The sequence below is a fragment of the Streptomyces sp. HP-A2021 genome (genome assembly GCF_022807935.1).
Lineage (GTDB): Bacteria > Actinomycetota > Actinomycetes > Streptomycetales > Streptomycetaceae > Streptomyces > Streptomyces afghaniensis.
The window spans coordinates 309,173-333,020 of record NZ_CP094344.1 but is presented as its reverse complement, the minus strand read 5'-3'; the positions used below and the strand labels follow the sequence as shown (position 1 = coordinate 333,020).

General features: G+C 71.9%; 23 protein-coding genes. 11 read left to right on the top strand and 12 right to left on the bottom strand.

All coding sequences use genetic code 11. The annotated features are described in order from the left end of the window. Window positions 1–49: 49 nt before the first annotated feature. The 5 genes from glgB to MQE23_RS01570 form a co-directional block, all read right to left on the bottom strand. On the bottom strand, window positions 50–2,257 hold the full coding sequence (glgB, locus tag MQE23_RS01590) for a 1,4-alpha-glucan branching enzyme (protein WP_020269867.1): 2,208 nt from the start codon (window positions 2,255–2,257) through the stop codon (window positions 50–52). A gap of 3 nt (window positions 2,258–2,260) precedes the next feature. Continuing rightward, window positions 2,261–3,631, bottom strand: a complete 1,371-nt coding sequence (locus MQE23_RS01585) for a maltokinase (RefSeq protein WP_243377942.1) — start codon at window positions 3,629–3,631, stop codon at window positions 2,261–2,263. A gap of 28 nt (window positions 3,632–3,659) precedes the next feature. Continuing rightward, window positions 3,660–5,378, bottom strand: a complete 1,719-nt coding sequence (gene treS, locus MQE23_RS01580; protein WP_243377941.1) for a maltose alpha-D-glucosyltransferase — start codon at window positions 5,376–5,378, stop codon at window positions 3,660–3,662. Then, the gene (locus tag MQE23_RS01575) at window positions 5,375–7,372 is read right to left on the bottom strand and encodes an alpha-1,4-glucan--maltose-1-phosphate maltosyltransferase (RefSeq protein ID WP_243377940.1); all 1,998 of its coding nucleotides are present in this window, start codon (window positions 7,370–7,372) and stop codon (window positions 5,375–5,377) included. Before MQE23_RS01575 ends, treS begins: the two co-directional genes overlap by 4 nt. A gap of 73 nt (window positions 7,373–7,445) precedes the next feature. After that, window positions 7,446–7,820: a DUF5133 domain-containing protein gene (locus MQE23_RS01570; RefSeq protein WP_243377939.1), complete on the bottom strand. Its 375-nt coding sequence runs from the start codon at window positions 7,818–7,820 to the stop codon at window positions 7,446–7,448. 363 nt (window positions 7,821–8,183) lie between these two features. On the opposite strand from MQE23_RS01570, the gene MQE23_RS01565 reads away from it, so the two are divergent. Both MQE23_RS01565 and glgX read left to right on the top strand, forming a co-directional pair. Next, complete coding sequence (locus MQE23_RS01565) at window positions 8,184–8,696, top strand: hypothetical protein (protein WP_020269863.1); 513 nt, start codon at window positions 8,184–8,186, stop codon at window positions 8,694–8,696. After that, window positions 8,693–10,840, top strand: coding sequence for a glycogen debranching protein GlgX (glgX, locus tag MQE23_RS01560; RefSeq protein WP_243377938.1), 2,148 nt, complete (start codon window positions 8,693–8,695; stop codon window positions 10,838–10,840). Before MQE23_RS01565 ends, glgX begins: the two co-directional genes overlap by 4 nt. Window positions 10,841–10,874: 34 nt before the next feature. On the opposite strand, the gene MQE23_RS01555 is transcribed toward glgX, so the two are convergent. Next, window positions 10,875–11,678 carry a VOC family protein gene (locus MQE23_RS01555; RefSeq protein ID WP_243377937.1) on the bottom strand — a complete coding sequence of 268 codons (804 nt, stop codon included), beginning with the start codon at window positions 11,676–11,678 and terminating at the stop codon, window positions 10,875–10,877. A gap of 252 nt (window positions 11,679–11,930) precedes the next feature. Between MQE23_RS01555 and MQE23_RS01550 the strand changes: the two genes are divergently transcribed. Further along, window positions 11,931–12,251, top strand: a complete 321-nt coding sequence (locus MQE23_RS01550; RefSeq protein WP_243377936.1) for an ANTAR domain-containing protein — start codon at window positions 11,931–11,933, stop codon at window positions 12,249–12,251. Window positions 12,252–12,284: 33 nt separating this feature from the next. On the opposite strand, the gene MQE23_RS01545 is transcribed toward MQE23_RS01550, so the two are convergent. Then, window positions 12,285–13,076, bottom strand: coding sequence for an RNA polymerase sigma factor SigF (locus tag MQE23_RS01545; protein WP_243377935.1), 792 nt, complete (start codon window positions 13,074–13,076; stop codon window positions 12,285–12,287). Window positions 13,077–13,354: 278 nt separating this feature from the next. Here MQE23_RS01545 and MQE23_RS01540 point away from each other — a divergent pair, with 278 nt between their 5' ends. From MQE23_RS01540 to MQE23_RS01525, 4 genes are all read left to right on the top strand, one after another. Next, window positions 13,355–13,810, top strand: a complete 456-nt coding sequence (locus MQE23_RS01540; RefSeq protein WP_243377934.1) for a MarR family winged helix-turn-helix transcriptional regulator — start codon at window positions 13,355–13,357, stop codon at window positions 13,808–13,810. Further along, window positions 13,807–14,664, top strand: a complete 858-nt coding sequence (locus tag MQE23_RS01535) for an ATP-binding cassette domain-containing protein (RefSeq protein ID WP_020269857.1) — start codon at window positions 13,807–13,809, stop codon at window positions 14,662–14,664. Before MQE23_RS01540 ends, MQE23_RS01535 begins: the two co-directional genes overlap by 4 nt. Beyond that, the gene (locus MQE23_RS01530) at window positions 14,624–15,484 is read left to right on the top strand and encodes an ABC transporter permease (protein WP_243377933.1); all 861 of its coding nucleotides are present in this window, start codon (window positions 14,624–14,626) and stop codon (window positions 15,482–15,484) included. Before MQE23_RS01535 ends, MQE23_RS01530 begins: the two co-directional genes overlap by 41 nt. Window positions 15,485–15,675: 191 nt before the next feature. Next, entirely contained in the window at window positions 15,676–16,197 is a 522-nt protein-coding gene (locus tag MQE23_RS01525; protein WP_020269855.1) for a hypothetical protein, read from the top strand. A gap of 24 nt (window positions 16,198–16,221) precedes the next feature. Here the strand turns inward: MQE23_RS01525 and hemC are convergent, their stop codons facing one another. From hemC to ligD, 4 genes are all read right to left on the bottom strand, one after another. Continuing rightward, window positions 16,222–17,157, bottom strand: a complete 936-nt coding sequence (gene hemC, locus MQE23_RS01520; RefSeq protein ID WP_020269854.1) for a hydroxymethylbilane synthase — start codon at window positions 17,155–17,157, stop codon at window positions 16,222–16,224. Between the two features lie 68 nt (window positions 17,158–17,225). Beyond that, window positions 17,226–18,248: a questin oxidase family protein gene (locus MQE23_RS01515; protein ID WP_243377932.1), complete on the bottom strand. Its 1,023-nt coding sequence runs from the start codon at window positions 18,246–18,248 to the stop codon at window positions 17,226–17,228. 100 nt (window positions 18,249–18,348) lie between these two features. After that, window positions 18,349–19,122: an NPP1 family protein gene (locus MQE23_RS01510; protein WP_020269852.1), complete on the bottom strand. Its 774-nt coding sequence runs from the start codon at window positions 19,120–19,122 to the stop codon at window positions 18,349–18,351. A gap of 140 nt (window positions 19,123–19,262) precedes the next feature. Then, entirely contained in the window at window positions 19,263–20,243 is a 981-nt protein-coding gene (gene ligD, locus MQE23_RS01505) for a non-homologous end-joining DNA ligase (protein ID WP_243382433.1), read from the bottom strand. 133 nt (window positions 20,244–20,376) lie between these two features. On the opposite strand from ligD, the gene MQE23_RS01500 reads away from it, so the two are divergent. Further along, window positions 20,377–20,892 (top strand): MarR family transcriptional regulator, encoded by a 516-nt coding sequence (locus MQE23_RS01500; RefSeq protein WP_243377931.1) that lies wholly within the window; start codon window positions 20,377–20,379, stop codon window positions 20,890–20,892. Window positions 20,893–20,902: 10 nt separating this feature from the next. Here the strand turns inward: MQE23_RS01500 and MQE23_RS01495 are convergent, their stop codons facing one another. After that, window positions 20,903–22,060, bottom strand: a complete 1,158-nt coding sequence (locus tag MQE23_RS01495) for an MFS transporter (protein ID WP_243382431.1) — start codon at window positions 22,058–22,060, stop codon at window positions 20,903–20,905. Window positions 22,061–22,150: 90 nt separating this feature from the next. Here MQE23_RS01495 and MQE23_RS01490 point away from each other — a divergent pair, with 90 nt between their 5' ends. The 3 genes from MQE23_RS01490 (at window position 22,151) to MQE23_RS01480 (ending at window position 23,817) form a co-directional block, all read left to right on the top strand. Then, on the top strand, window positions 22,151–22,897 hold the full coding sequence (locus MQE23_RS01490; RefSeq protein WP_020269744.1) for a helix-turn-helix transcriptional regulator: 747 nt from the start codon (window positions 22,151–22,153) through the stop codon (window positions 22,895–22,897). Between the two features lie 75 nt (window positions 22,898–22,972). Then, window positions 22,973–23,353 (top strand): DoxX family protein, encoded by a 381-nt coding sequence (locus MQE23_RS01485; protein ID WP_037666837.1) that lies wholly within the window; start codon window positions 22,973–22,975, stop codon window positions 23,351–23,353. Continuing rightward, on the top strand, window positions 23,350–23,817 hold the full coding sequence (locus tag MQE23_RS01480; protein WP_020269746.1) for a peroxiredoxin: 468 nt from the start codon (window positions 23,350–23,352) through the stop codon (window positions 23,815–23,817). Before MQE23_RS01485 ends, MQE23_RS01480 begins: the two co-directional genes overlap by 4 nt. Window positions 23,818–23,848 lie beyond the last annotated feature (31 nt).

Below are 23,848 nucleotides of genomic sequence, written 5' to 3'. Positions count from 1 at the left end.
CCCAGTGCCCCTCACCGGCGGGTCGGACACCTGGTGCGGTCGCGGGACTTCACGGAGCGAACGGCGTCAGCCACACCGTGGCCAGCGGCGGCAGCGTGATCCGGACACAGCCGTCCTCGGGTTTGACCGGATCCGGTTGGGTGACGCCGCTGCCGCCGTAGCGCGGGTCGTCGGTGTTGAGGATCTCCTGCCAGGCGACGGCGTCGCCCGGGACCCAGAGGCCGTAGTCGTGCCGGACGACCGGGGAGAAGTTCGACACCGCCAGCAGCGCCCCGCCCTGCGCGTCGTACCGCACGAACGCGAAGACGTTGTCGTCGGCCGAGTCCACCGCCACCCACCGGAAGCCCTCCGGACGGGTGTCGCACTGCCACAGCGCCGGCGTCGCCCGGTACGTCGTGTTCAGGTCACGGACCAGGTCCCGCACGCCCCGGTGGTCGCCCGCGGAGTGGTAGCCGTCGTCGAGCAGCCACCACTCCGGCCCCTGCTCCACCGACCACTCGGCGCCCTGCGCGAACTCCTGCCCCATGAACAGCAGCTGCTTGCCCGGGTGGCTCCACATGAAGCCGAGGTAGGCACGGACGTTCGCGCGCCGCTGCCACCAGTCGCCCGGCGCCTTCGACACCAGCGCCTGCTTGCCGTGCACGACCTCGTCGTGGGAGATCGGCAGGACGTAGTTCTCGCTGTACGCGTACACCATCGAAAAGGTCATCTCGTGGTGGTGGTACTTGCGGTGCACCGGCTCGTGGGCGAGGTACTCCAGCGAGTCGTGCATCCAGCCCATGTTCCACTTCAGCCCGAATCCGAGGCCGCCGGAGTCGGTGGGCTGCGTCACCCCGCCCCAGGCCGTCGACTCCTCGGCGATCGTCACCACGCCGGGGGCACGCCGGTACACGGTCGCGTTCATCTCCTGCAGGAACGCCATGGCCGCCAGGTCCTCCCGGCCGCCGTAGGCGTTGGGCTCCCACTGGCCGTCCTCGCGCGAGTAGTCGAGGTAGAGCATCGAGGCGACCGCGTCCACGCGCAGCCCGTCGATGTGGAACTCCTCGCACCAGTACACCGCGTTCGCCACGAGGAAGTTGCGCACCTCCGTGCGGGCGAGGTCGAACTCGTAGGTTCCCCAGTCCGGGTGCTCGGCGCGCCGCCCGTCCCCGGGCTCGTACAGCGGATCCCCGTCGAACCGGGCCAGCGCCCAGTCGTCCTTCGGGAAGTGCGCCGGCACCCAGTCCATGATCACACCGATGCCCGCCCGGTGGCAGGCGTCGACGAAGTACCGGAAGTCGTCCGGGCTGCCGAGCCGCGCGGTCGGCGCGTAGAAGCCGGTGACCTGGTAGCCCCAGGAGCCGTGGAAGGGGTGCTCGGCGACCGGCATCAGCTCGACGTGCGTGAACCCGAGGTCCTTGACGTACGCCGGGAGTTCCTCGGCGAGCTGCCGGTAGTCCAGCCCCGGGCGCCAGGACGGCAGGTGCACCTCGTACACCGAGAACGGCGCCTCGTGCACCGGCGTGTCCGCGCGGTGCGCCATCCACTGCGCGTCACCCCACTCGTAGTGCGAGGCCGTCACGATCGACGCCGTGTTGGGCGGCTCCTCGGTGCGGCGGGCCATCGGGTCCGCCTTCAGGAACCGGTGGCCGTACCGGGAGGTGATCTCGAACTTGTACGCCGTGCCCTCGCCGACGCCCGGCAGGAACAGCTCCCACACACCGGACGCGCCGAGCGACCGCATCGGGAACTGCGTCCCGTCCCAGTAGGTGAAGTCCGCGGCGACCCGCACGCCCTGCGCGTTCGGCGCCCACACCGTGAACCGGGTGCCGGTCACGCCCTCGTGGGTCATGGGCTGCGCGCCGAGCGCCTGCCACAGCTGCTCGTGCCGGCCCTCGCGGATCAGGTGCAGGTCCAGCTCGCCGAGCGCGGGCAGGAAGCGGTACGGGTCGTGCACCTCCTGCTCACCGCCCTCGTACGCCACATGCAGCGTGTACGCGGGGATCTCCGGCAGCGGCAGCACGCCGGAGAACAGTCCGTCGCCCTCCGAGACGAGCGGGGTGCGCTTGCCGCCGGTCACCACGCTCACGGAGCGGGCGAAGGGGCGCAGCGCCCGGAACACGATCCCGCCGGGGACCGGGTGGGCGCCCAGCAGCGCGTGCGGATCGTGGTGGGCGCCCGCCAGCAGGCGCCCGCGGTCCTCCGGGCTGAGGGCGGGCGCGGTCGCGCCCGGGACCGGGCCGGACGGCTCCGGGATTGAGGTGTCGCGCAGGGCCACGGCTCAGTCTCCTCTCACAGCGAGGCGCTCGATCGCCGCCATCGGTACAGGCAGCCAGTCGGGTCGGTGCCGTGCCTCGTACAGCACCTCGTACACGGCCCGGTCCGTCTCATAGGCCCGGAGCAGTCCGTGTTTCTTGCGGGGGTCCCAGCCGGCACGGGCGGCGTAGCCCGCGCAGTAGGCCTCCCTGCAGCGTCGCGCCCACTCCGGGCGCCAGGGGCGGTGCTGCCGGGCGGCGTAGTCGAAGGAGCGCAGCATCCCGGCGATGTCCCGTACGGGGGAGTGGGCGCTGCGCCGTTCGGAGAGCGGCCGGGACGGCTCGCCCTCGAAATCGATGACGAACCACTCGCGCCCGGCCCGCAGCACCTGACCCAGGTGCAGGTCGCCGTGGATGCGCTGGGCGGGCGGCCCGGCGTCGCAGGTGGTGAGGGCGGCGAACGCGGTGCGCAGGCCCGGCACGTACCGCTGGAGCGCGGGCACGCAGTGCGCGGCGGCGGCCAGCCGCTCGGTCATCGCGGCCGCCGTACGTCCGTTCTCCCCGGGCTCGCCGACCGGGAAGGCCGAGGCGAGGGCGAGGTGCACCTCCGCCGTGGCCGCGCCCAGCGCCCGCGCCTGGGCCGTGAAGTCGTCGCCGGCGGCCAGGGCGTGCAGCGCCAGCGTCCAGCCGTCGGACGCGTCCCGCAGGTAGGGCTGGAGCACGCCGAGGGTGGCCTTGAACGGATGCTTCGTCTGGAACCAGGCCACGGGCGCGGGCACCCGGTGGCAGCCCTGCCTGGCCAGCGCCCCCGGCACCTCCAGGTCCGGGTTCACGCCCGGCTGGATGCGCCGGAAGACCTTCAGGATGTACTCGTCGCCGTACACCAGCGAGGAGTTGGACTGCTCCGCGTCCAGCAGCCGCGGCACCAGACCGCCGGGCACCTGCTGGTCCGGGTCGCAGTCGAACCGCAGGGGACCGGCGGTGCCGGGATGCCGCAGCCGGTCAAGGAGCAGCTGGGCCGAACGGGGGTCGTGGAGCGCGTCGTAGACCGTCAGACCGGCCAGCGGCCCGTCCTGCACCCGCCCGATGAGCGCCCGCCCGAGGCGCGGTGAGGGATGTTCCCGTACGCCGAGCAGGAGCTGGTAGCAGTCGCCGGCCGGGGGAGCACCGCCCGGGGACGGCACGCCCGTGTGACCGGCGTGACCGGCGTGGACCAGCAGGTGCAGACAGCCCGGGAACAGCTCGGTCATCGACAGCAGGCCGAGCTCCGTGACGGGCCGGTCCTTGCCCGCGAACCAGCGCTGCCGGGGCAGCCAGTCGCGCAGCAGCCCGCCGAGCGACTCCATGGGCTCGGCCAGGCGCGTGAGACTCGGGCGGAGGGATGCGGTCTTCGGCATGGTCACGCCTCCTTTCGTCGGCGCGTGCTCACAGTCGCCGGCCGATGCGGGATGCGACTCGAGTGAGCCGGAACCAGTAGAAGCCGTGGCCCCCGAGGGTCAGCAGATACGGCAGTTCGCCGATCGCCGGGAAGCGGACCCCGCCGAACAGCTCGACCGGATGGCGCCCGGCGAACTCGCGCAGATCGAGCTCGGTGGGCTGAGCGAACCGCGCGAAGTTGTTCACGCACAGCACCAGGTCGTCCTCGTACTCCCGCAGGAAGGCCAGCACCGCCGGGTTGGAGGACGACAGTTCGGTGTACGAGCCGAGTCCGAAGGCCGGGTTCTGCTTGCGGATCTCGATCATGCGGCGGGTCCAGTGCAGCAGCGACGACGGCGACGACATCGACGCCTCGACGTTGGTGACCTGGTGGCCGTAGACCGGGTCCATGATCGCCGGCAGGTAGAGGCGGCCCGGGTCGCAGGTGGAGAACCCGGCGTTGCGGTCCGGGGTCCACTGCATGGGCGTGCGCACCGCGTCGCGGTCGCCGAGCCAGATGTTGTCGCCCATGCCGATCTCGTCGCCGTAGTAGAGGATCGGCGAGCCGGGCAGGGCCAGCAGCAGCGCGGTGAACAGCTCGATGGTGTGCCGGTCGTTGTCCAGCAGGGGAGCCAGGCGCCTGCGGATGCCGATGTTGGCGCGCATGCGGGGGTCCTTGGCGTACTCGGCCCACATGTAGTCGCGCTCTTCGTCGGTGACCATCTCGAGGGTCAGCTCGTCGTGGTTGCGCAGGAACATGCCCCACTGGCAGCCCGAGGGGATGGCCGGGGTCTTGGCCAGGATTTCCGAGACCGGGTAGCGGGATTCCCGCCGGACCGCCATGAAGATGCGCGGCATGACCGGGAAGTGGAAGGCCATGTGGCACTCGTCGCCGCCGGCCGCATAGTCGCCGAAGTAGTCGACGACGTCCTCGGGCCACTGGTTGGCTTCCGCCAGCAGCACCGTGTCCGGGTACTGCGCGTCGATCTCGCGGCGGACGCGCTTGAGGAACGCGTGGGTGGCGGGCAGGTTCTCGCAGTTGGTGTCCTCGGCCGCGTACAGATACGGCACGGCGTCCAGCCGGAAGCCGTCGATGCCCAGGTCCAGCCAGAACTTCAGCGCGGCCAGGATCTCCTCCTGGACGCGCGGGTTCTCGTAGTTGAGGTCCGGCTGGTGGGAGAAGAAGCGGTGGAAGAAGTACTGGCCGCGCACCGGGTCGAACGTCCAGTTCGACGTCTCGGTGTCGACGAAGATGATCCGGGCGTCCGGATAGCCCTTGTCGTCGTCGGCCCACACGTAGTAGTCGCCGTAGGGGCCGTCGGGGTCCTTCCTCGACTCCTGGAACCACGGGTGCTGGTCGCTGGTGTGGTTCATGACGAAGTCGATGATCACGCGCATGCCGCGCTGGTGGGCGGCGTCGACGAACTCCACGAAGTCGGCCAGATCGCCGAACTCGGGGAGTACGGCGGTGTAGTCGGAGACGTCGTAGCCGCCGTCGCGGAGCGGGGATTTGAAGAACGGCGGCAGCCACAGGCAGTCGACGCCGAGCCACTGGAGGTAGTCGAGCTTCGCGGTCAGGCCCTTCAGGTCGCCGATGCCGTCGCCGTTGCTGTCCTGGAACGAGCGGACGAGTACTTCGTAGAAGACGGCGCGCTTGAACCACTCCGGGTCCCGGTCCCTGACGGGGGTGTCCTCGAAGGTGTCCAGCACGGGCTCGTTCACGGTCATGGCGTTCCTGCCCCTCCGTTCCCTTGCGCGGCGGGCGGCGACTGGACATGGAAGACGTGCGCGGGAGCCCGCCCCGGCTCCAGGCGCACGAAGTTGTTCCTGCCCCAGTGGTAGGTCTCGCCGGTGAGCTCGTCGCGCACCGGCACCGACTCGTGCCAGTCCAGGCCGAGTTGCGGCATGTCCAGCGAGACCGTGGCCTCCTGGGCGTGGTGCGGGTCGAGGTTGGCGACCACCAGGACGACGTCGGACCCGGTGCGCTTGCTGTACGCGATGAGCGCGTCGTTGTCGGTGTGGTGGAAGCGGAGGTTCCTGAGCCGGTGCAGCGCGGGGTGTTCCCGGCGGATGGTGTTGAGCCTGGTCAGCAGCGGGGTGATGGTGCGGCCCCCGCGTTCGGCCGTCTCCCAGTCACGGTGCCTGAGCTGGTACTTCTCCGAGTCGAGGTACTCCTCGCTGCCCTCTCTGAGCGGGGTGTTCTCGCACAGTTCGTAGCCGGAGTAGATGCCCCAGGCCGGGGAGAGGGTGGCCGCGAGGACGGCGCGGACCTCGAAGGCGGGGCGGCCGCCGTGCTGGAGGTAGGCGTGCAGGATGTCGGGGGTGTTGGCGAAGAAGTTCGGCCGCATGTAGGAGGCCGCCTCGCCCGACAGCTCGGTCAGGTACTCGGTCAGCTCTTCCTTGGTGTTGCGCCAGGTGAAGTAGGTGTAGGACTGCTGGAAGCCGATCTGGGCCAGGGTGTGCATCATCGCCGGGCGGGTGAAGGCCTCGGCCAGGAAGATCACGTCGGGGTCGGTGCGGTTGATGTCCGCGATGACCCGCTCCCAGAAGACGACCGGCTTGGTGTGCGGGTTGTCCACCCGGAAGATCCGCACCCCGGCATTCATCCAGTGCCGCAGCACCCGGCAGGTCTCGGCGATCAGGCCGTCCATGTCGGCGTCGAAGGCGATGGGATAGATGTCCTGGTACTTCTTGGGCGGGTTCTCCGCGTAGGCGATGGTGCCGTCGGGGCGGTGGTGGAACCACTCGGGGTGCTTGTGCACCCAGGGGTGGTCCGGGGAGCACTGCAGCGCGAAGTCCAGGGCGATCTCCAGCCCCAGGGTGCGGGCCTGGTCCACGAACCAGGTGAAGTCCTCCAGGGTGCCCAGATCGGGGTGGACGGCGTCGTGGCCGCCCTCGGGCGAGCCGATCGCCCAGGGCACGCCGACGTCGTCGGGGCCGGGGGAGAGGGTGTTGTTCCTGCCCTTGCGGAAGGTGGTGCCGATGGGGTGGATCGGGGGCAGGTAGACCACGTCGAAGCCCATCGCGGCGATCGCCGGCAGTCGGCGGGCGGCGGTGCGGAAGGTGCCGTGGGGCTGCTGCCGGGTGCCCTCGGAGCGGGGGAAGAACTCGTACCAGGAGCCGTACAGGGCCCGCTCGCGCTCGACGAGCAGGGGCAGCGGCTCCGAGGTGGTGACCAGGTCCCGCAGCGGGTGGCGGGCCAGGACCTCGTCCACCTCCGGCGTCAGCGCCGCAGCCAGCCGCGCCGCCGGGGACAGCGAGTCGTCGCGCAGCGCCTCCGCGGCGTCGAGCAGCACGCCGCGGCCGGCTTCCCTGGGAACGCCGGCCGCCGCTCGCTCGTGGAGTTCGGCGCCCTCTTCGAGGACCAGTCCGGGGTCGATGCCGGCCGGCACCTTTATGCCCGCCGTGTGGCGCCAGGTGGCCACCGGGTCGCTCCAGGCCTCCACCCGGTACGTCCAGCGGCCGACGGCGTCCGCGGTGACCTCGGCGCCCCAGCGGTCGCTGCCCGGGGCCAGCTCCCGCATCGGCGTCCACGGACCGGGGCGGCCCTCGGGATCCTTCAGGACGACATTGGCGGCGACCGCGTCGTGCCCCTCCCGGAACACGGTGGCGGTGACCTCGAACGTCTCTCCCACGACCGCCTTGGCCGGCCGGTTGCCGCCCTCCACGGCCGGGCGGACGTCCCGTACCGGGATCCGGCCGATGGCCCGGGTCCTGTTCATGGTCCTCACCTCCACCGTGCTCGAAAGCCGGGCCACGGGCCCGGTTCAGGGGACAGGATGTGCGGGAAGGCGGCTACCGTCCCGCGGGGGAGCGCCGCTCCGCCGCCGGCGGTCTTCGCCGGACCGCGGTGGCCGGACGGGGCCGTTCGTTCTGTTCCTGCAGACAGGTGACCTGCTGTTCCTGCAGACAGGTGACCTGCTGTTCCTGCAGACAGGTGACCTGGTTCTGTTCCTGCACCGGGGCGACCTGGTTCGTGCGCAGATACCGTTCGGCCGCGTCCGCCGCCTCCCGCGCGCAGCGCTTGCCCATCAGCACACAGAGCGTGTAGCCGGAGTCCTCGAACGTCGTCCGCACCGTGCGGTCGTTCGGTGCCGCGAGCATCACGCGTTCCCAGGCCCGGTAACGTCGCAACTGCCGGGCGACTTCGGCTTTGGCGGGTAGCAGCATGGCGCCGATCACCTTTCGGGCTTCGAGGGGCACGGTCTCCCGACGGTCGGACGGCGGCCGTGCGCACAGCGGCACGGACCCGTAACGGCGATCGAGTTCTTCACACATGGTGCACGGGTGGCGACGCAGCGTCTTGTTGGAACTTCAACCAATCGTGGTCCGGCCGAGCCGCCCAGTCCGTCAAGACTTGCTCACTTGGGCGCTCGTAGGCATCAACTGTGCGCTCGTGTTGCACGAACGGGCTAGCACCCTCAGGCTGAGGGTGACTCAGAAGCGATACGCGCTCACGTTCCGTGTTCGGGGCTCGTCCCGCAGGACCGCGGGAGCGAGGAGGAGCTGAGCTTCGCGGTGAGGAGCCGACCGATGAAGACCGCAGTGCCCTGCTACTACCACCTCGACGTGGAAGTCAGCCCGGAACGGGTGGGACAGGTCAGCCGCATTCTGGCCGCTCACCTGAGGTTCTGGGACCTGGACAACCTGATCCAGCCCGTCTGCGGCGGTGCCGAGATGCTGCTCAAGGCCATCGACGAGCACGCCACGGACAAGAACACGTCGATCGAGATGTGGTGGAACGGCCAGCACCTGATCACCGCCATCGGGGACAACGACCGTGCTCTGCGCCCGGACCAGGAGCTGCGTGGCTGCCTGGAGCACCTCGCGGCGATGAGCGACGGCTGGGGCTGCTGCGCCACCGAGACCGGCAGCAAGGTCATCTGGTTCTCGCAGCGCGCCCGGGCCGGCGAACGTGTCCCGCTGGTGCCGACCGCGCCCGCTCCGCACCTGAGCGAGGGCCTCGACGTACCCCGCGAGGTGCGCGTCGCGCAGCTGGCCGGCCCGGCCAGTACACCGGAAGAGGTCCTGGAGGACGCCCGGTGACCCGGCGGCAGACCCGGAAAGGGGTGTCCGCCTGGAGCGGACGCCCCTACCCGCTGGGCGCGGAGTACGACGGGGAGGGCACCAACTTCGCGCTCTTCAGCGAGGTGGCCGAACGCGTGGAGCTGGTCCTCGTGGACGACGACGGCACCCACACCCAGGTGCCGCTGACCGAGGTCGACGGCTTCGTCTGGCACGGCTACCTCCCCGGCGTCGGCCCCGGCCGGCGCTACGGCTACCGCGTGCACGGGCCGTGGGCCCCGGCCGCCGGCCACCGCTGCAACCCGGCGAAGCTGCTCCTCGACCCCTACGCACGCGCGGTCGACGGGCAGATCGACAATCACCCCTCGCTCTACGAACGGAACCCGGACGGCCCCGACCCGGCCGACAGCGCCGGGCACACCATGCTCGGTGTGGTGACCGACCCGGCCTTCGACTGGGGCGACGACACCCGGCCCTGCCGACCCTACGCCGACACGGTGATCTACGAGGCGCACGTCAAGGGCCTGACCCGCACCCACCCCGAGGTGCCCGCCGAGCTGCGCGGCACCTATGCCGGGCTCGCCCACCCCGCGGCCGTCGAGCACCTCACCTCGCTCGGCGTCACGGCGGTGGAGCTGATGCCGGTGCACCAGTTCGTCCACGACGGCGTGCTGCACGACCGCGGCCTGGCCAACTACTGGGGCTACAACACGATCGGCTTCTTCGCGCCGCACAACGGCTACGCCGCCCACGGCACCCGCGGCCAGCAGGTCGCCGAGTTCAAGTCGATGGTGAAGACCCTGCACGCGGCCGGGCTCGAGGTGATCCTCGACGTGGTCTACAACCACACCGCCGAAGGCAACGAGAAGGGCCCCACCCTGTCCTTCCGCGGCATCGACAACTCCTCGTACTACCGCCTGGTCGACGGCGACTGGGAGCACTACTACGACACCACCGGCACCGGCAACAGCCTGCTGATGCGTCACCCGTACGTGCTCCAGCTGATCATGGACTCGCTGCGGTACTGGGTCACCGAGATGCATGTCGACGGCTTCCGCTTCGACCTCGCGGCCACCTTGGCCCGGCAGTTCCACGAGGTGGACCGGCTGTCGGCGTTCTTCGACCTGATCCAGCAGGACCCGGTGATCAGCCGCGTCAAGCTGATCGCGGAGCCGTGGGACGTCGGCGAGGGCGGCTACCAGGTGGGCAACTTCCCGCCGCTGTGGTCGGAGTGGAACGGCATGTACCGCGACGCGGTGCGGGACTTCTGGCGCGGTGAGGACCACACGCTCGGCGAGTTCGCCTCCCGGCTGACCGGCTCCTCCGACCTGTACCAGCACAGCCGGCGCCGGCCCCGCGCCAGCGTCAACTTCGTCACCGCGCACGACGGGTTCACCCTGCGCGACCTCGTCTCCTACAACGACAAGCACAACGAGGCCAACGGCGAGGACAACCAGGACGGCGAGAGCACCAACCGGTCCTGGAACTGCGGTGCCGAGGGGACCACCCGCGACCCGGCCGTCCTGGAGCTGCGCGCCCGCCAGCAGCGCAACTTCCTCACCACGCTGCTGCTCTCCCAGGGCATCCCGATGCTCTGCCACGGCGACGAGCTCGGGCGCACCCAGCGCGGCAACAACAACGCCTACTGCCAGGACAACGAGATCTCCTGGATCGACTGGCGGCTCACCGAGGAGCAGCGCGACCTGCTGGAGTTCACCCGGTACGTCATCCGGCTGCGCACCGGTCACCCCGTGCTGCGCCGGCGCCGCTTCTTCCTCGGCGAGACCATGACCCGCGCGGACCAGCCGCTGCCCGACCTGGTGTGGCTGGCGCCGGACGCCCAGGAGATGACCGACGACGACTGGCAGCGCGGCGACGCGCACTCCGTCGGGGTCTTCCTCAACGGCGACGCCATCGCCGAACCCGACCCGTGCGGCCGCCCCGTCGTCGACGACTCGTTCCTCCTGCTGTTCAACAGCCACTGGGAGCCGGTCGGCTTCCGCCTCCCGGACGCCGCCTACGGCGAACGCTGGACGGCCCTGATCGACACCGCCGCCCCGGAGGGCACGCCCGACGAGGCGGAGCACAAGGCGGGCACGGCCCTGACGGTCGAAGCACGCAGCCTGGTCCTGCTGTCACGGCCGTCCCGCACCAGGACCAGGTGACCGGCTGACGAAGATCAGGGGGTCGGCAGAGTGGTCAGCGGCCCCGGCGCGCCGTCACCGTGAACTGCGCGCCGTCGTGGTCGCGCAGCACGGCCTCGTCGCTGCCCTTGGACAGCACGCTGCCGCCGTGCAGTTCCGCGGCCCGGGTGCAGGCCTCGACGTCGTCGACGCTGAAGTGGACCTGCCAGTGCGGCCGGATCGTGGGGTCGGGGGCCGCCTCCAGCGCCCCCGACTCGATGCGCGCCACCACGTCACCGCGGCTGCGCAGCACGACCTCACCGCCCTCGTAGTGGACCTCGCAGCAGCCGGGGCTCTCCGACGCCCAGTCGAGGACCTCGCCGTAGAAGATGGCGGCGTCGAAGGCGTCCCGCGTGTGCAGCGTGATGAAGGCCGGCTGCGCGTTGCGCCAGGTCTCCCAGTCGGTGAAAAGGTCGCCCTCCCAGATCCCGAAGGTCGCCCCGTCCCGGTCGGCCAGCAGCGCCGCCCGGCCCGGCGGCAGGGAGATCGGCCCGACCGCGACCGTGCCCATGCGTTCCTGCACCCGCGCCACCGCGTCGTCCGCGCTCCGCACGGCGAAGTACGGCGTCCACGCGACCGCCATCTGCCACATGGCGGCCACCCCCGCGATCCCGGCCACCGGCGAGCCGTCCGCAAGCGCGATCCGGAACCGGTCGCCGAGCTTGGCCGGCCGCCATTGCCAGCCCAGCACGGCCCCGTAGAACTCCTCGGTCGCCTTGACGTCCCGGCTGGTCAGACTCACCCAGCACGGTGCGCCGAACACGGAGTGTGAAGAGACGACGTCCTTGGTGCCGGAGGGGGTGGGCATGTCGTGGTTCATGGCAGTCGCGTCCTGATCTCGTCGGCCTGGCAGCCACCGGAGGAATGACACCAGTGTCCAACCGGAACCCCCGTGGGCGCCTGCCGAGTACCCCGGCGACGGCGGCAAAACGGCGTGGTGGACCGGCCTGGACCGCCCCGGTGGCACCGGGCGGGCCGAGTGACGACGATGGAGGCGTCGGACACTGCGTCAAGGCACTCAAGCACCCCACGAGGCCATGGGGACAGCGGCGCACCGGACCCGGAGGTGACCATGCCCACGGACGGGGGCTCGGACCGGATCTTCGAGTTGCAGGAAGAAGTCCGGCAACTGAAGGAGGCGGTCGTCTCCCACGCGGTCGTGGACCAGGCGATCGGGATGGTCGTCGTGCTCGGCCGGATCTCGCCCGACCAGGGCTGGGCCGTGCTGAAGGAGGTCTCCCAGCACACCAACATCAAGCTGCGCAACGTCGCGGAACTGATCCTCGTCTGGGGACGCACCGGCATGATGCCCCGGGAGATACGGGCCGAGCTGGAGGACGCCCTCGACCGCGCCGGACCGACCCAGATCCCCGAAGCGCCGCCGGAGCAGTGATCCGCCCGGCGGCGCCGACGTGGGGTCCGGCGGTCATCTGGCCTCGATGAGCAGTTCCTCGCGCAGATGGGCGAAGCAGCTGCTGAGCAGCCGGGAGACGTGCATCTGCGAGATGCCGAGCTGCTCCGCGATGCGGCTCTGCGTCATGCCCTTGAAGAACCGCAGGTAGAGGATGATCCGCTCGCGCTCCGGCAGCGCCTCCAGACAGGGCTTGACGGCCACGCGGTTGACGACCGTGTCGAAGGCCGGGTCCGGCCCGCCGATCGCGTCCCCGAGGGCGTAGCCGTCCGTGCCGGGCATCTCCGCCTCCAGCGACAGGGCGGAGAAGCACTCCAGGGCCTCCATGCCGGTGCGCACCTCGCCCTCGGTGAGGTGGGCGTACTCGGCGATCTCGGCGACCGTGGGGGAGCGGCCGGGGGTGGTCTGCGACAGCTCCTTGGCGGCGTGCCGCACCCGGTTGCGCAGGTCCTGGACCCGGCGGGGGACGTGCAGCGTCCACATGTGGTCGCGGAAGTGGCGCTTGATCTCGCCGGTGACCGTCGGCACGGCGTAGGCCTCGAAGGCGTTGCCGCGCGCCGGGTCGTAGTGGTCGACGGCCTTGACGAGACCGAGGGCCGCCACCTGGTAGAGGTCCTCCAGGGCCTCGCCCCGGCCGCGGAAGCGGACGGCGATCCGCTCGGCCATGGGCAGCCAGGCCTCGACCAGCTCGTCGCGCAGGGCCTTTCGCTCGGGCCCCTCGGGCAGCCGCGCGAGACGTGCGAACGCGGCGGCGGTGTCGGGGGCGTCGTCGTGGGGGTGCGTTCTGGTGCTGCCGGCGATACGCATGGTGCGCACCTCCCTGAGCAGGTGCCGAAAGGTCGGACACCGTGGGAAGCACGGACTCGGACCACACGGAGGGGCACCGGGGGCCCGGGCGGCTCCCACGGACGTGCCTCCGGTCCGAAGCACTTCATCGCCCATTCCCGGGCGGGGAGACCACGAAACAATTCCGACAATACGCCCAATCGTGAGCATGGGCTTTTCCGGGAGCCGCTGCCGTTTCGAGTAGATCCCTTGACCCCGCCTTGGCCCGATTACCTCTGTCCCAGAGCTAATCTCGCCGCATGGAGCCGGAGACCTTCCCCGAAGAGCTGGCCGACGCGCTCGTCGGGGTCCAGCGGCTGATCCGGCGGCGCCTGCGCCGCGAGATGCCCGACCCCCGGCTGCGCGGCGCCGAGGCGGAGCTGCTGCGCCTGGTCGTGACGCGGCCCGGCATCGGCATCTCCGACGCGGCGAAGGACCTCGGGCTGGCGGCCAACTCCGTGTCGACCCTGGTCAACCAGCTGGCGCGGGCGGGCTATCTGGTCCGCGAGACCGACCCGGCCGACCGGCGGGCCGCCCGGCTGCTGCCCACGCCGGCCGCCGGGGCACGGCTGCGCGAGTGGCGCCGGCGCCGCGCCGACCTCGTACGGCGCCAGGTGTCGCGGCTCGACGAGGCGGACCGCGAGGCCCTGCACGCCGCGATCCCGGCCCTGCGCAAGCTGGCCGACGCCCTGCACGAGGAGGCCGAGGAGTCATGACGCGGGACACCGAACGACCACAGGCCGACGCCGTCGCCTGCACCGGGCTCGTCCACGCCTTCGGCGAGACCCGGGCCGTGGACGGACTCGATCTCACGGTCCGGCAGGGCGAGGTCTTCGGACTGCTCGGCCCCAACGGCGCCGGCAAGACCACGGCCATCCGCTGCCTCACCACCCTGCTGCCGGTGCCGGCCGGAACGGTCCGCGTCTTCGGCCACGACGCCGCCGGCGACCGCATGGCCGTACGCCGGCTCCTCGGATACGTACCGCAGCAACTCTCGGCGGACGCCGGTCTCACCGGGCGGGAGAACGTCGCCCTGTTCGCCCGGGTCTTCGACGTGCCCCGCCGGGAACGCGCCGAGCGCGTCGCCCAGGCTCTGGCCGCCGTCGACCTCGCCGAGGCCGCCGACCGGCTCGCCGCCACCTACTCCGGCGGCATGGTCCGGCGGCTCGAACTCGCCCAGGCCCTGGTCAGCGCCCCGCGGCTGCTGATTCTCGACGAGCCCACGATCGGCCTGGACCCGATCGCCCGCACCGGCGTGTGGGACCACATCGAAGCGGTCCGCGCGGCCACCGGCATGACCGTGCTCGTGACCACCCACTACATGGACGAGGCCGACCAGTACTGCGACCGGGTCGCCTTGATGCACCGCGGCCGGATCCGGGCCCTCGGCACCCCGGCCGAGCTCAGGGAAGGACTCGGCGCCCGCCGCCGCGCCGCGGGCGCGGCCATGGACACGCTGCCCACGCTGGAGGACGTCTTCCGCGACGTGGCAGGCAGTGGTCTCGACGACGAGGCAGGAGATTTCCGCGATGTCCGAAGCACCCGCCGCACCGCCCGCCGCGTCGGCTGACCCCGCCCCCGACCACGGCATCGGCCTGCTGCTCAAGCCCCCGCAGCCCCGCGCGGGCCGGCTGTTGCTGCCCGCCCGCGTCGGCGCGATGTGCGCGGTCGAACTGCAGAAGCTGCGCCACGACCGCACCGAGCTCTACACCCGGGCGGTGCAGCCGGCCCTCTGGCTGCTGATCTTCGGTCAGACCTTCACCCGCATCAGGGCCATCCCCACCGGCGGCATCCCCTACGTCGACTACCTGGCGCCCGGCATCATCGCCCAGTCCGCGATGTTCATCGCCATCTTCTACGGCATCCAGATCATCTGGGAGCGTGACGCCGGCATCCTCAACAAGCTCCTCGTCACGCCGACCCCGCGCTCCGCGCTGATCACCGGCAAGGCCTTCGCGGCGGGGGTCAAATCGCTCGTCCAGGCGGTCGTGGTCCTCCTCATCGCCGCCCTGCTCGGCGTGGCGCTGACCTGGAACCCGATCGAGCTGCTCGCCGTCGCCGCGATCGTCGTCCTCGGCTCGGCCTTCTTCTCCTGCCTGTCGATGACCATCGCCGGCATCGTCCTCAGCCGCGACCGCCTCATGGGTTTCGGGCAGGCGATCACCATGCCGCTGTTCTTCGGCTCCAACGCCCTGTACCCGGTGTCGGTGATGCCGGGCTGGCTCCAGGCGGTCAGCAAGGCCAACCCGCTCAGCTACGAGGTCGACGCCCTGCGCGGGCTCCTCCTCGGCACGCCCCACCACCTGGCCTCCGACTTCGCGGTGCTGCTCGTGGCCGCCGCCCTCGGCGTCACCGCGGCCTCGGCCCTGCTGGGCCGTCTGGCCCGTTGATCTTCACCCTGGAAAGTGATGTGCGGCACGCCGCGGCAAGCGCTTTCTCCACTTGTTTCCGGATAACCGCTGGGCACGGCTTGATCACCGATCAAAAGGGATGAACTGCCAGGCCACAGCGCATTCTGCTCATTTGACAGTGCGCTCGGCCCACAGATAGGAAGCAGCTTCCAGAGGTCGAGAGGTGCAGCGTGTACGAGCCGAACGTGGTCGGGGACTGGCAGGAGTACGACGAGCATGCCGGTCTGCGCGTCCGCGTCCACCGTCTGGAACTGGCCGAGCCGCCCCGCGGCCGGGACGACGCCGCAGAGGGGCTGACGTACTTCAGCCTCCGTGTGACCGTCGAGAACCGCGGCAGCCGGCACCTCGGCGTCCACCTCGAGGACGGCCAGATCGACGTGCGGATCGGCCCGGACGGGGAGAGCGCCTTCCTCGACTGGCGCAACTCGCAGTTCATCGAGGGCTTCGACGTCTACCCGCTGCGCCGGGCCACCGCCGTGCTGTACGCGGCCGGCGCCGAGGCGTCCCTGAGCCTCGTGGACGTCCAGGTCCAGCTGCGCGTCGAGGAGGAGTGGGCCGACCGCCGGCTGTGGTCGGGCGGCATCGGCGCGCACGAGGGGCCCGCCGGGGCGCAGCAGGGCGCGCTGCGCGACAGCCTGGCCCACCAGGTGAGCGTCTTCCTCCAGGACCAGGCGGGGGAAGGCACCGCCTGATCCGGTGTCAGCGCGTCCCGCCGGTCAGTGCGGGATGCCGTCGATGATCTCGCGGGCACCCTGGCGCAGCAGCGCCACGGCGACCGAGGTCCCGAGCGTGGCCGGGTCGAGCCGGCCCGCCCACTCGTGGGCGTTCAGCCGGGTCTTGCCGTCCGGGGTGAACACACAGGCCCGCAGGGACAGTTCGCCGCTGCGGTCCACCTGTGCGAACCCGGCGATGGGGCTGTTGCAGTGCCCCTGGAGCACGTGCAGGAACATGCGCTCGGCGGTGGTCTCCCGGTGGGTGTCCGGGTCGCCGAGGCCGCTCACCGCGTCGATCAGGTCGGCGTCGTCCTCACGGCACTGGAGGGCCAGTACGCCCGCGCCGATGGGCGGCATCATCGTCTCGGTGGAGAGGATCTCGCTGATCACGTCTTCGCGGCCGATGCGCTCCAGGCCGGAGACCGCGAGCAGCAGGGCGTCGGCCTCTCCGGCTTCCAGCTTCGCCAGGCGCCGGTTGGCGTTGCCCCGGAACGGCACGCACTCCAGATGCGGGTGGGTGGCGGCCAGTTGGGCGACCCGGCGCACCGAGGAGGTGCCGATCCGCGTCCCGGCCGGCAGCTCGTCCAGGGTGAGCCCGCCCGGGTGGATCAGGGCGTCCCGGACGTCGTCCCGCTTGAGGAACGCGGCGAACACCGTCCCCGCGGGGAGCGGCCGGTCGGCGGGCACGTCCTTCACGCAGTGCACGGCGAGATCGGCCTCACCGGCCAGCAGTGCCGCGTCGACCTCCTTGGTGAACGCGCCCTTGCCCTCGACCTTGGACAGGTCGCCCATCCACTTGTCGCCGGTGGTCTTCACCGGTACGACCTCGGTGCGCACTCCGGGATGGGCGGCGGCCAGCTCCGTCCGGACTCGCTCCACCTGGGCGAGCGCCATGGGGGAGTCGCGGGAGACGATGCGGATCAGTTCGGGGACGGACATGCGGACACGATAGTCCCTCCGGGGGGCACGTCCGTGCCGTACCTCCCCCGACCGCCCTTCGGCGTACGTCAGTTCGGGACGAGGGGCTCGCTCATTTCGATCGCCCGCAGGGCCGCGGCCAGCGCCCGCTCGTCGCCCACGTCGAGGGCGGTGTCGGTGAGCTTGATGACGTGTTCGTCACCGTGGGCGAGGGCCTGTTCCAGCACCTCCTCAGCGGTGCGGCCGGGCGCGGGGACGTGGGTGAGGGGCTCGGCGTGGGCGTACATGGCGGTGACCGCCGCGGACGCGGTCCACGCCGCGTGCAGGCTCGGTGCCCACAGCTCGCGCGGCAGGGAACCGAGGGTGCGCAGTACGGCGTTGGGTGCCGTCGCCGCGTGCACCAGCATGGTCTCCTCGCCGTGGCCGTGGGTGGCGTACCGGTGGGTCGCGGCCCGGACCAGTTCGGCGAGGCGCGCCCGGGCCGTGTCCGGGTCGGTCACGTCGCCCGCCCACAGCGGCAGTCGCCGTACGGCCGCCAGGCGGTCGGGAAAACCGCCCCGGGGATCGGCGATCGGCGGCACGGCGTCCAGGGACCGCGCCGCACTCGGCGCGGCGGGCAGTGCGGCGACGCCGGACACGGGACGGTGCCGGGCCGCCCAGTAGCCCAGCCCGTGGGCGAGTTCGGCGAGCCGCGGCGCATTCTCGCCGGCTTCCAGCGCCCGTACGGCGTGGCCGACGCGGATCACCGGATGCGTGGAGCCGCCGTACAGCCCCGGCAGCAGCCGTGGCCACCAGGTCGCGAGGACGTCCCGCCACGGCTCTTCCGCCAGGGCGTTGCCGAAATACCCGATCCAGTCGGCGGACCGGCGCGGATCTCCCAGCGCCTCGCGCCAGTTGGCGTCGGTCACCGGTGCCACGGGAGTGGGGAAGTCCTCCAGCTTGGGTCGGTACAGGTCCAGCCAGCGGTGCACGGCACCCGCCTGCCCGTGCGCGGCCAGCGCCTCCACGACCATGGGGGCGTGGTTGGTGAGCCGGCCGAGCCGCTCCGGCCCCGAGGCGTGGAGCCGTTCGAAGGCTTCCTCGAGTGTCCCTGTCGTGTCGTGTGCGTCCATGAACGGGACGCTATGCGGCCGCCCCGCGCCGACGGATCGGACGCGGGGCGGAAGCCGGACCCGGCCGGGGACCTAGGCCACCAGCCGGACCGGTGCCGGATCAGGCGTAGGGATCGAACGCAATACCCGAAGGCTTGGCCGACGCGAGGTGGTTGGCGAAGTTGGCGTCCTTGAGGCCGAAGTTGGCGCTGCCGAAGTCGTAGGACGTCAGCTTGTCGCGCACCCCGGCGGGGTAGCCGTTCCAGCCGACCAGGGGCGGGTACTGCCAGGTGCCCTTGTGGTTCTCCGGCGGCTCGTCGTTCGCGTTGGCGAGACGGAAGCAGTGGGTGCTCACGCCGTCCTTGTGGTAGACGATCTTCGGGTGCGTGCCGTCGAAGCGGACCTGCGACGCCGCGTGCACGCTGAACGAGCCGTGGGCGGACGTCGAGACGTACTTGACCTGGTTGTCCTGCACGAACACCGCGACGTGCTCGAAGTCGTGCCGGTGGCCGCCGATGCCGCTGCCGGCCACCGCCTGGTCCTTCTCGAAGTAGAGGGCGTACAGGATGGCGCACCAGCCGTTGTTGCACTTGGAGCGCGCGTAGCCGTTGGTGTTGTCCAGGTCCGAGGCGTCGCGGCAGTCGCCGTTGAGCGCGCCGGTCGGGTTGAGTCCGCCGTTGACGGTGCCGTCCGCGCCGATGGCGGGCGTGGAGTAGCAGCCGTCGGTGTCGTAGTCATAGGCGGGCTGGAACGTCCGCTCCAGCGACTCGGCGTTGGCGGGCAGCGCCCGCGGCGGGGCGGCGAAGGCCGTGGCGGGGAAGGCGAGGACGAGGGCGGCGGCACCGGCCAGTCCGGTGAGCCATCTCCTGCGGGGTGCGAACGGGCGTGACGACACTGCGTCCTCCTCTTGGGCGCAGCCCAACGGCTGTGGGGGGAAAGGGAGGTTCAGCTTCCAGGCTGAACGCGTCCATGCCAAGAGGGAGGTGTGATCTCAGAGGTGAATCGCAACCCAACAGCCAGAGTCGCGGCCCCGTTTCAGACCATGTCGTCCGGGATGTCGGCCGCGGCCTCCTCGGGCGCGAGATCCGGCCGGAGCCGCAGCCAGGACGGCTGCCGCAGCAGGCCCTCCCGGGTGCGGGTGCTGTAGCGGACCTCGCCGACCAGCCGGGGTACGACCCAGTGCGCGCCCGGAGCCCGCGGAGCGGGGTCGAAGGGGCAGACGTCGGTCGCGGCGGCCCGCAGCAGCCCGGCGAGTTCGGTCCGTTCGGCCTCGCTCCAGCCGGTGCCCACGCTCCCGACGTAGCGCAGCCGCCCCGCGGCGCGCTGCCCGACCAGCACCGCGCCGGGCAGGCCGGTGAGCCGGCCCTTGCCGGGCTGCCAGCCGCCGACCAGCACGTCCTCGGTGCGCATGTTGCGGATCTTGATCCACGCCCGGGAGCGCACCCCCGGCTCGTACACCGAGTCCAGCCGTTTGCAGACCAGGCCCTCCATTCCGTGCTCCCGGGTGGCGGCCAGGGCCTCGGCGCCGTGGCCGACGATCGCGGCCGGGGTCGACCAGGAGGGGCCGGCGAGGCCGAGGTCCTCCAGTGCCGCGCGGCGTCGTGCGTAGGGCAGCCGGATCAGCGACCGGTCCCCCAGGTGCATCAGGTCGAACAGCACGAGATGGACCGGCACCTCCGCCGCCCGCCGGGCCGCCCTCGCGGGCGCGTGCGCCAGACCCATGCGGGACTGCAGCAACTGGAAGCTCGCCCGGCCCTGTTCGTCCAGGGCCAGGATCTCCCCGTCCAGCACGGCGGGCACGGGGCCCAAGGCGCTGCCCAGGGGCCGCAGTTCGGGATACGCGGCCGTGATGTCCTCCCCGGAGCGGGCGCGCAGCAGCACGCTGCCGTCCCCGGGGAGATAGACCACCACGCGCTGGCCGTCCTGTTTGGTCTCATAGGCCCAGCGCGCGTCCTGCGCGGCGGACGGCAGGGTGCCGGGCGTGGCGAGCATGGGCGGGATCAGCGGCAGGTCCACGGGTGAGTTGTGGACGTCCCCGCGCCCGGCCACGCCCGTTTTCCGGGTCTTTCCCCTGAACGGCGTCGATGCGGGTGCCGACCGCAACCCGTGAATTACTTGAGTTAGGCAACGAGATGGTAAAGTGGCTCACATGTCCACACCACCGCTCCCCGACGCCCCCTCCCCGGAAGTGATCGAGATCGAGCGCGCGCTCACCCGTATCACGTACCTGAGCACGCGCGCCCGCCAGCACGACCGGCTGATGGCTCTGGCGGGCGTACCGCTCGACCGTGCCGCCGTCGCGCTGCTGCGGCAGGTGGCCGACTCCGAGCCGCTGCGGCCGGGGGAGCTCGCCGCCCGGCTGGGAGTGGAGGCCTCGCACGTCACGCGCACGGTGCAGCAGTTGCAGAAGTCCGGTTACGTCACCCGCGTCCCCGACCCCGACGACCGCCGCGCCCAGCGCATCGAGCTCACCGACGCCGGCCGGCAGGCCATCGCCAAGGTCCGCGAGGCCGGGGTCCGCGGCATGCAGATGGCCCTGTCCGACTGGCCGGCCGAGGAGCTCCGGCAGCTCGCCACGCTCTTCCACCGCATGGTCGACGACTTCCTCGCCCACGCCGTCGACGAAGAGCCCGAGGACCGGTCCGCCCCGGTGGGCCGGGCCTGACGCACGCAGGTCACCGTGCGGCCGGGTCGCGCGGATCCGCCCGCTCGGCGACCCCGGGGCCGGGCGGTGCGGGCTCACGCAGCCGGCACAGCAGCAGCCGGCCCACCGCGGGCAGGGCGATGAGCGGCAGCAGCGCCGTCCGCAGGGACGCCGCGTCGGCCAGCGCCCCGAGCAGGGGCGCGGCGAGGCCGCCGACGCTCACCGTCAGCCCCAGCGTGACCCCGCTCGCGGTGCCCACCCGCCGGGGCAGACAGTCCTGGCCCAGGGTGATGTGCAGCGAGAACGGCACGTACAGGCCCGCCGACGCCAGCGCGACGAACAGGTACACCAGCGGCCCCGGCACCAGAACCAGACCGGCCACGGCGAGCACCGTCAGGGCGTACGTCCGGCGCACCACCGCCAGCCGCCCGTACCGCTCGGCCAGCCGCCCCCCGGCCAGCGTGCCCACCGCACCACCGGCGTAGAGCACGAACAGCGCCGCCGTACCGGCCACCTCCCCGCCCCCGGTCCGCTCCCGCACGTACAGCGAGCCGAACGCGCTCAGACCGACGAACACGACCGAACGGCAGACCACGGCCCCGGACAGCCGCAGAAAGGCCGGCCAGTCGTCCCGACCCGCGCCGACGGGTGCACCCGCCTCCGCCACGCCGGACGCGGCCGCGCGCACCGCCGCCGCGCACAGCGCCGCTCCCGCCACCGCCGGGACGGCCAGCAGGGGAGAGGCGCGCAGGCCGCCCGTCGCCATCACGGCGAACACCAGCAGCGGCGCCAGGGCGAAACCGGCGTTGCCGCCGAAGGAGAACCAGCCCATCGCCGTGTGCCGGCCGTGCGCGACGGCCCGCGCCACCCGGGCGGCCTCCGGATGGTAGGCGGCCACCCCGACCCCCGACACGGCGACCACCGCCAGGGTCGACGCGTAGGAGCCGGTCACCCCGCTCAGGGCGACGCCCGCACCGGCCGTCAGGGCGCTGAGCGGCAGCAGCCACGGCATCGCCCACCGGTCGGTGAGCACCCCGAACAGCGGCTGCACCAGCGACGAGAGCAGGGAAGCGGCCAGTACGACACCGGAGGCGGCGGCGTAGGAGTAGGCGCGCTCGGCGACGAAGTACGGCACCAGAGCGGCCACGGCGCCCTGGTACACGTCCACGCAGGCGTGTCCCAGGGACATCAGGGCGACGGGCCGGTTGCGGCGGGAAGCGGTCACCCGGAGATCGTCGCCGCCCAGGAGCCTGGCCCGCTTCCGATAATCTGCCTGACTGTGCCGAAGATCCGCCACACCCCGACAGCCCCGACCCGCGCCCAGCGGATGGCCGCGGGCGACCGCATCGACGCACACCGGCACGACGACCACCAGATCGTCTACGCGGGCTCCGGCGTCGTCGCCGTCACCACCGACGCCGGCACCTGGTTCGCGCCCGGCACCCGCGCCATCTGGGTCCCGGCCGGCACCGTGCACGCCCACCGCGCCCACGGCCGGCTCGACCTGCACCTGGTCGGCCTGCCCACGGGTGACAACCCGCTGGGCCTGGACCACCCGGCCGTCCTCGCCGTCAGCCCGCTGCTGCGTGAGCTGATCCTCGCCTGCACCCGCGACCCCGGCGACGACAGCCCCGAGCGGCACCGGCTGCGTGCCGTCCTGTGCGACCAGCTGCGCCTCTCGCCGCAGCAGCCGCTGCGTCTGCCCACGCCCGCCGACCCGCGCCTGGCCGCCGTCTGCTCGCTCGTGCACGACGACCCGGCCGACGCGCGCACCCTCGCCGCCCTCGGCGCCGCGACCGGAGTGGGGGAGCGCACCCTCAGCCGGCTCTTCCGCAGCGAGTTCGGCATGACGTTCCCGCAGTGGCGCACCCAGTCACGGCTCTACCACGCCCTGCGGATGCTGGCCGACGGCCTGCCCGTCACGACCGTCGCCCACCGCTGCGGCTGGTCCTCCGCCAGCGCCTTCATCGACGTCTTCCGCCGTTCGTTCGGCTACACGCCGGGCGCGTACAACCGGCGCGGCTGACCTGTCCAAGCCCCCGCCGGAGCCACCCTTTTACCGTCCAGTAATATCGCGCGGCAGGCCATCAGAGGAGGAACCGTGTCCCGGTCCGAACGCTCGCCCCTGTTGCTCGCCGGCCTGCTGGCCGCCGCGGGGGTCGCCCACTTCGCCGCTCCACGCCCGTTCGACGCGACCATCCCGAGCGGTCTGCCGGGCAAGCCCAGGACCTGGACCCACGCCAGCGGAGCCGCCGAGCTCGCGCTGGCCGCCGGCCTGGCGCTGCCGCGCACCCGCAAGGCGGCCGCGCTGGCCACGGCGGCCTTCTTCGTCGGGGTGTTCCCCGCCAACGTGAAGATGGCGGCGGACTGGCGCCACCGCCCCGCGCCGCAGAAGGCCGCGGCCTTCGGCCGCCTGCCTCTGCAGGTGCCCCTCGTACTCTGGGCCCGCGGCGTCGCACGGAACGCGCAGGGCCGGTCGTGACCGCGCGCCTGGAGACCGGGGACACGGTCGAGGACTTCGCCCTGCCCGACGAGACCGGCACCGTCCGCAGCCTGTCCGGGCTGCTCGCCGAGGGCCCGGTCGTGCTCTTCTTCTACCCGGCCGCCCTGACCCCCGGCTGCACCGCACAGGCCTGCCACTTCCGCGATCTCGCCGCCGAGTTCGCCGCCGTCGGCGCGCGCCCCGTCGGCATCAGCGGGGACACCGTCGAGCGCCAGCAGGAGTTCGCCGGACAGCACGCCCTCGGCATGCCCCTGCTGTCCGACACCGACGGCACGGTCCGTGAGCGGTTCGGCGTGAAACGCGGCTTCTCCCTGGCACCCACGAAACGCACCACGTTCGTCGTAGCGCAGGACCGCACCGTCCTCGACGTCGTACGCAGCGAACTGCGCATGAACGCGCACGCCGACCGGGCCCTCGCCGCCCTGCGCGCTCACCGGAGCTGACGCTGTCACGAATGCTCCGTCGCGGTTGATA

Bases quoted from the DNA above. Each gene is read 5' to 3' on its own strand.
- MQE23_RS01555 (WP_243377937.1), bottom strand. From the start codon at position 11,678: ATGAACCACGACATGCCCACCCCCTCCGGCACCAAGGACGTCGTCTCT.
- MQE23_RS01530 (WP_243377933.1), top strand. From the start codon at position 14,624: ATGTCCGAAGCACCCGCCGCACCGCCCGCCGCGTCGGCTGACCCCGCC.
- MQE23_RS01570 (WP_243377939.1), bottom strand. From the start codon at position 7,820: ATGCTGCTACCCGCCAAAGCCGAAGTCGCCCGGCAGTTGCGACGTTAC.
- MQE23_RS01565 (WP_020269863.1), top strand. From the start codon at position 8,184: ATGAAGACCGCAGTGCCCTGCTACTACCACCTCGACGTGGAAGTCAGC.
- MQE23_RS01515 (WP_243377932.1), bottom strand. From the start codon at position 18,248: ATGGACGCACACGACACGACAGGGACACTCGAGGAAGCCTTCGAACGG.
- MQE23_RS01535 (WP_020269857.1), top strand. From the start codon at position 13,807: ATGACGCGGGACACCGAACGACCACAGGCCGACGCCGTCGCCTGCACC.
- MQE23_RS01585 (WP_243377942.1), bottom strand. From the start codon at position 3,631: ATGCCGAAGACCGCATCCCTCCGCCCGAGTCTCACGCGCCTGGCCGAG.
- MQE23_RS01540 (WP_243377934.1), top strand. From the start codon at position 13,355: ATGGAGCCGGAGACCTTCCCCGAAGAGCTGGCCGACGCGCTCGTCGGG.
- treS (WP_243377941.1), bottom strand. From the start codon at position 5,378: ATGACCGTGAACGAGCCCGTGCTGGACACCTTCGAGGACACCCCCGTC.
- MQE23_RS01500 (WP_243377931.1), top strand. From the start codon at position 20,377: ATGTCCACACCACCGCTCCCCGACGCCCCCTCCCCGGAAGTGATCGAG.
- MQE23_RS01495 (WP_243382431.1), bottom strand. From the start codon at position 22,060: ATGTCCCTGGGACACGCCTGCGTGGACGTGTACCAGGGCGCCGTGGCC.
- MQE23_RS01575 (WP_243377940.1), bottom strand. From the start codon at position 7,372: ATGAACAGGACCCGGGCCATCGGCCGGATCCCGGTACGGGACGTCCGC.
- MQE23_RS01545 (WP_243377935.1), bottom strand. From the start codon at position 13,076: ATGCGTATCGCCGGCAGCACCAGAACGCACCCCCACGACGACGCCCCC.
- hemC (WP_020269854.1), bottom strand. From the start codon at position 17,157: ATGTCCGTCCCCGAACTGATCCGCATCGTCTCCCGCGACTCCCCCATG.
- MQE23_RS01550 (WP_243377936.1), top strand. From the start codon at position 11,931: ATGCCCACGGACGGGGGCTCGGACCGGATCTTCGAGTTGCAGGAAGAA.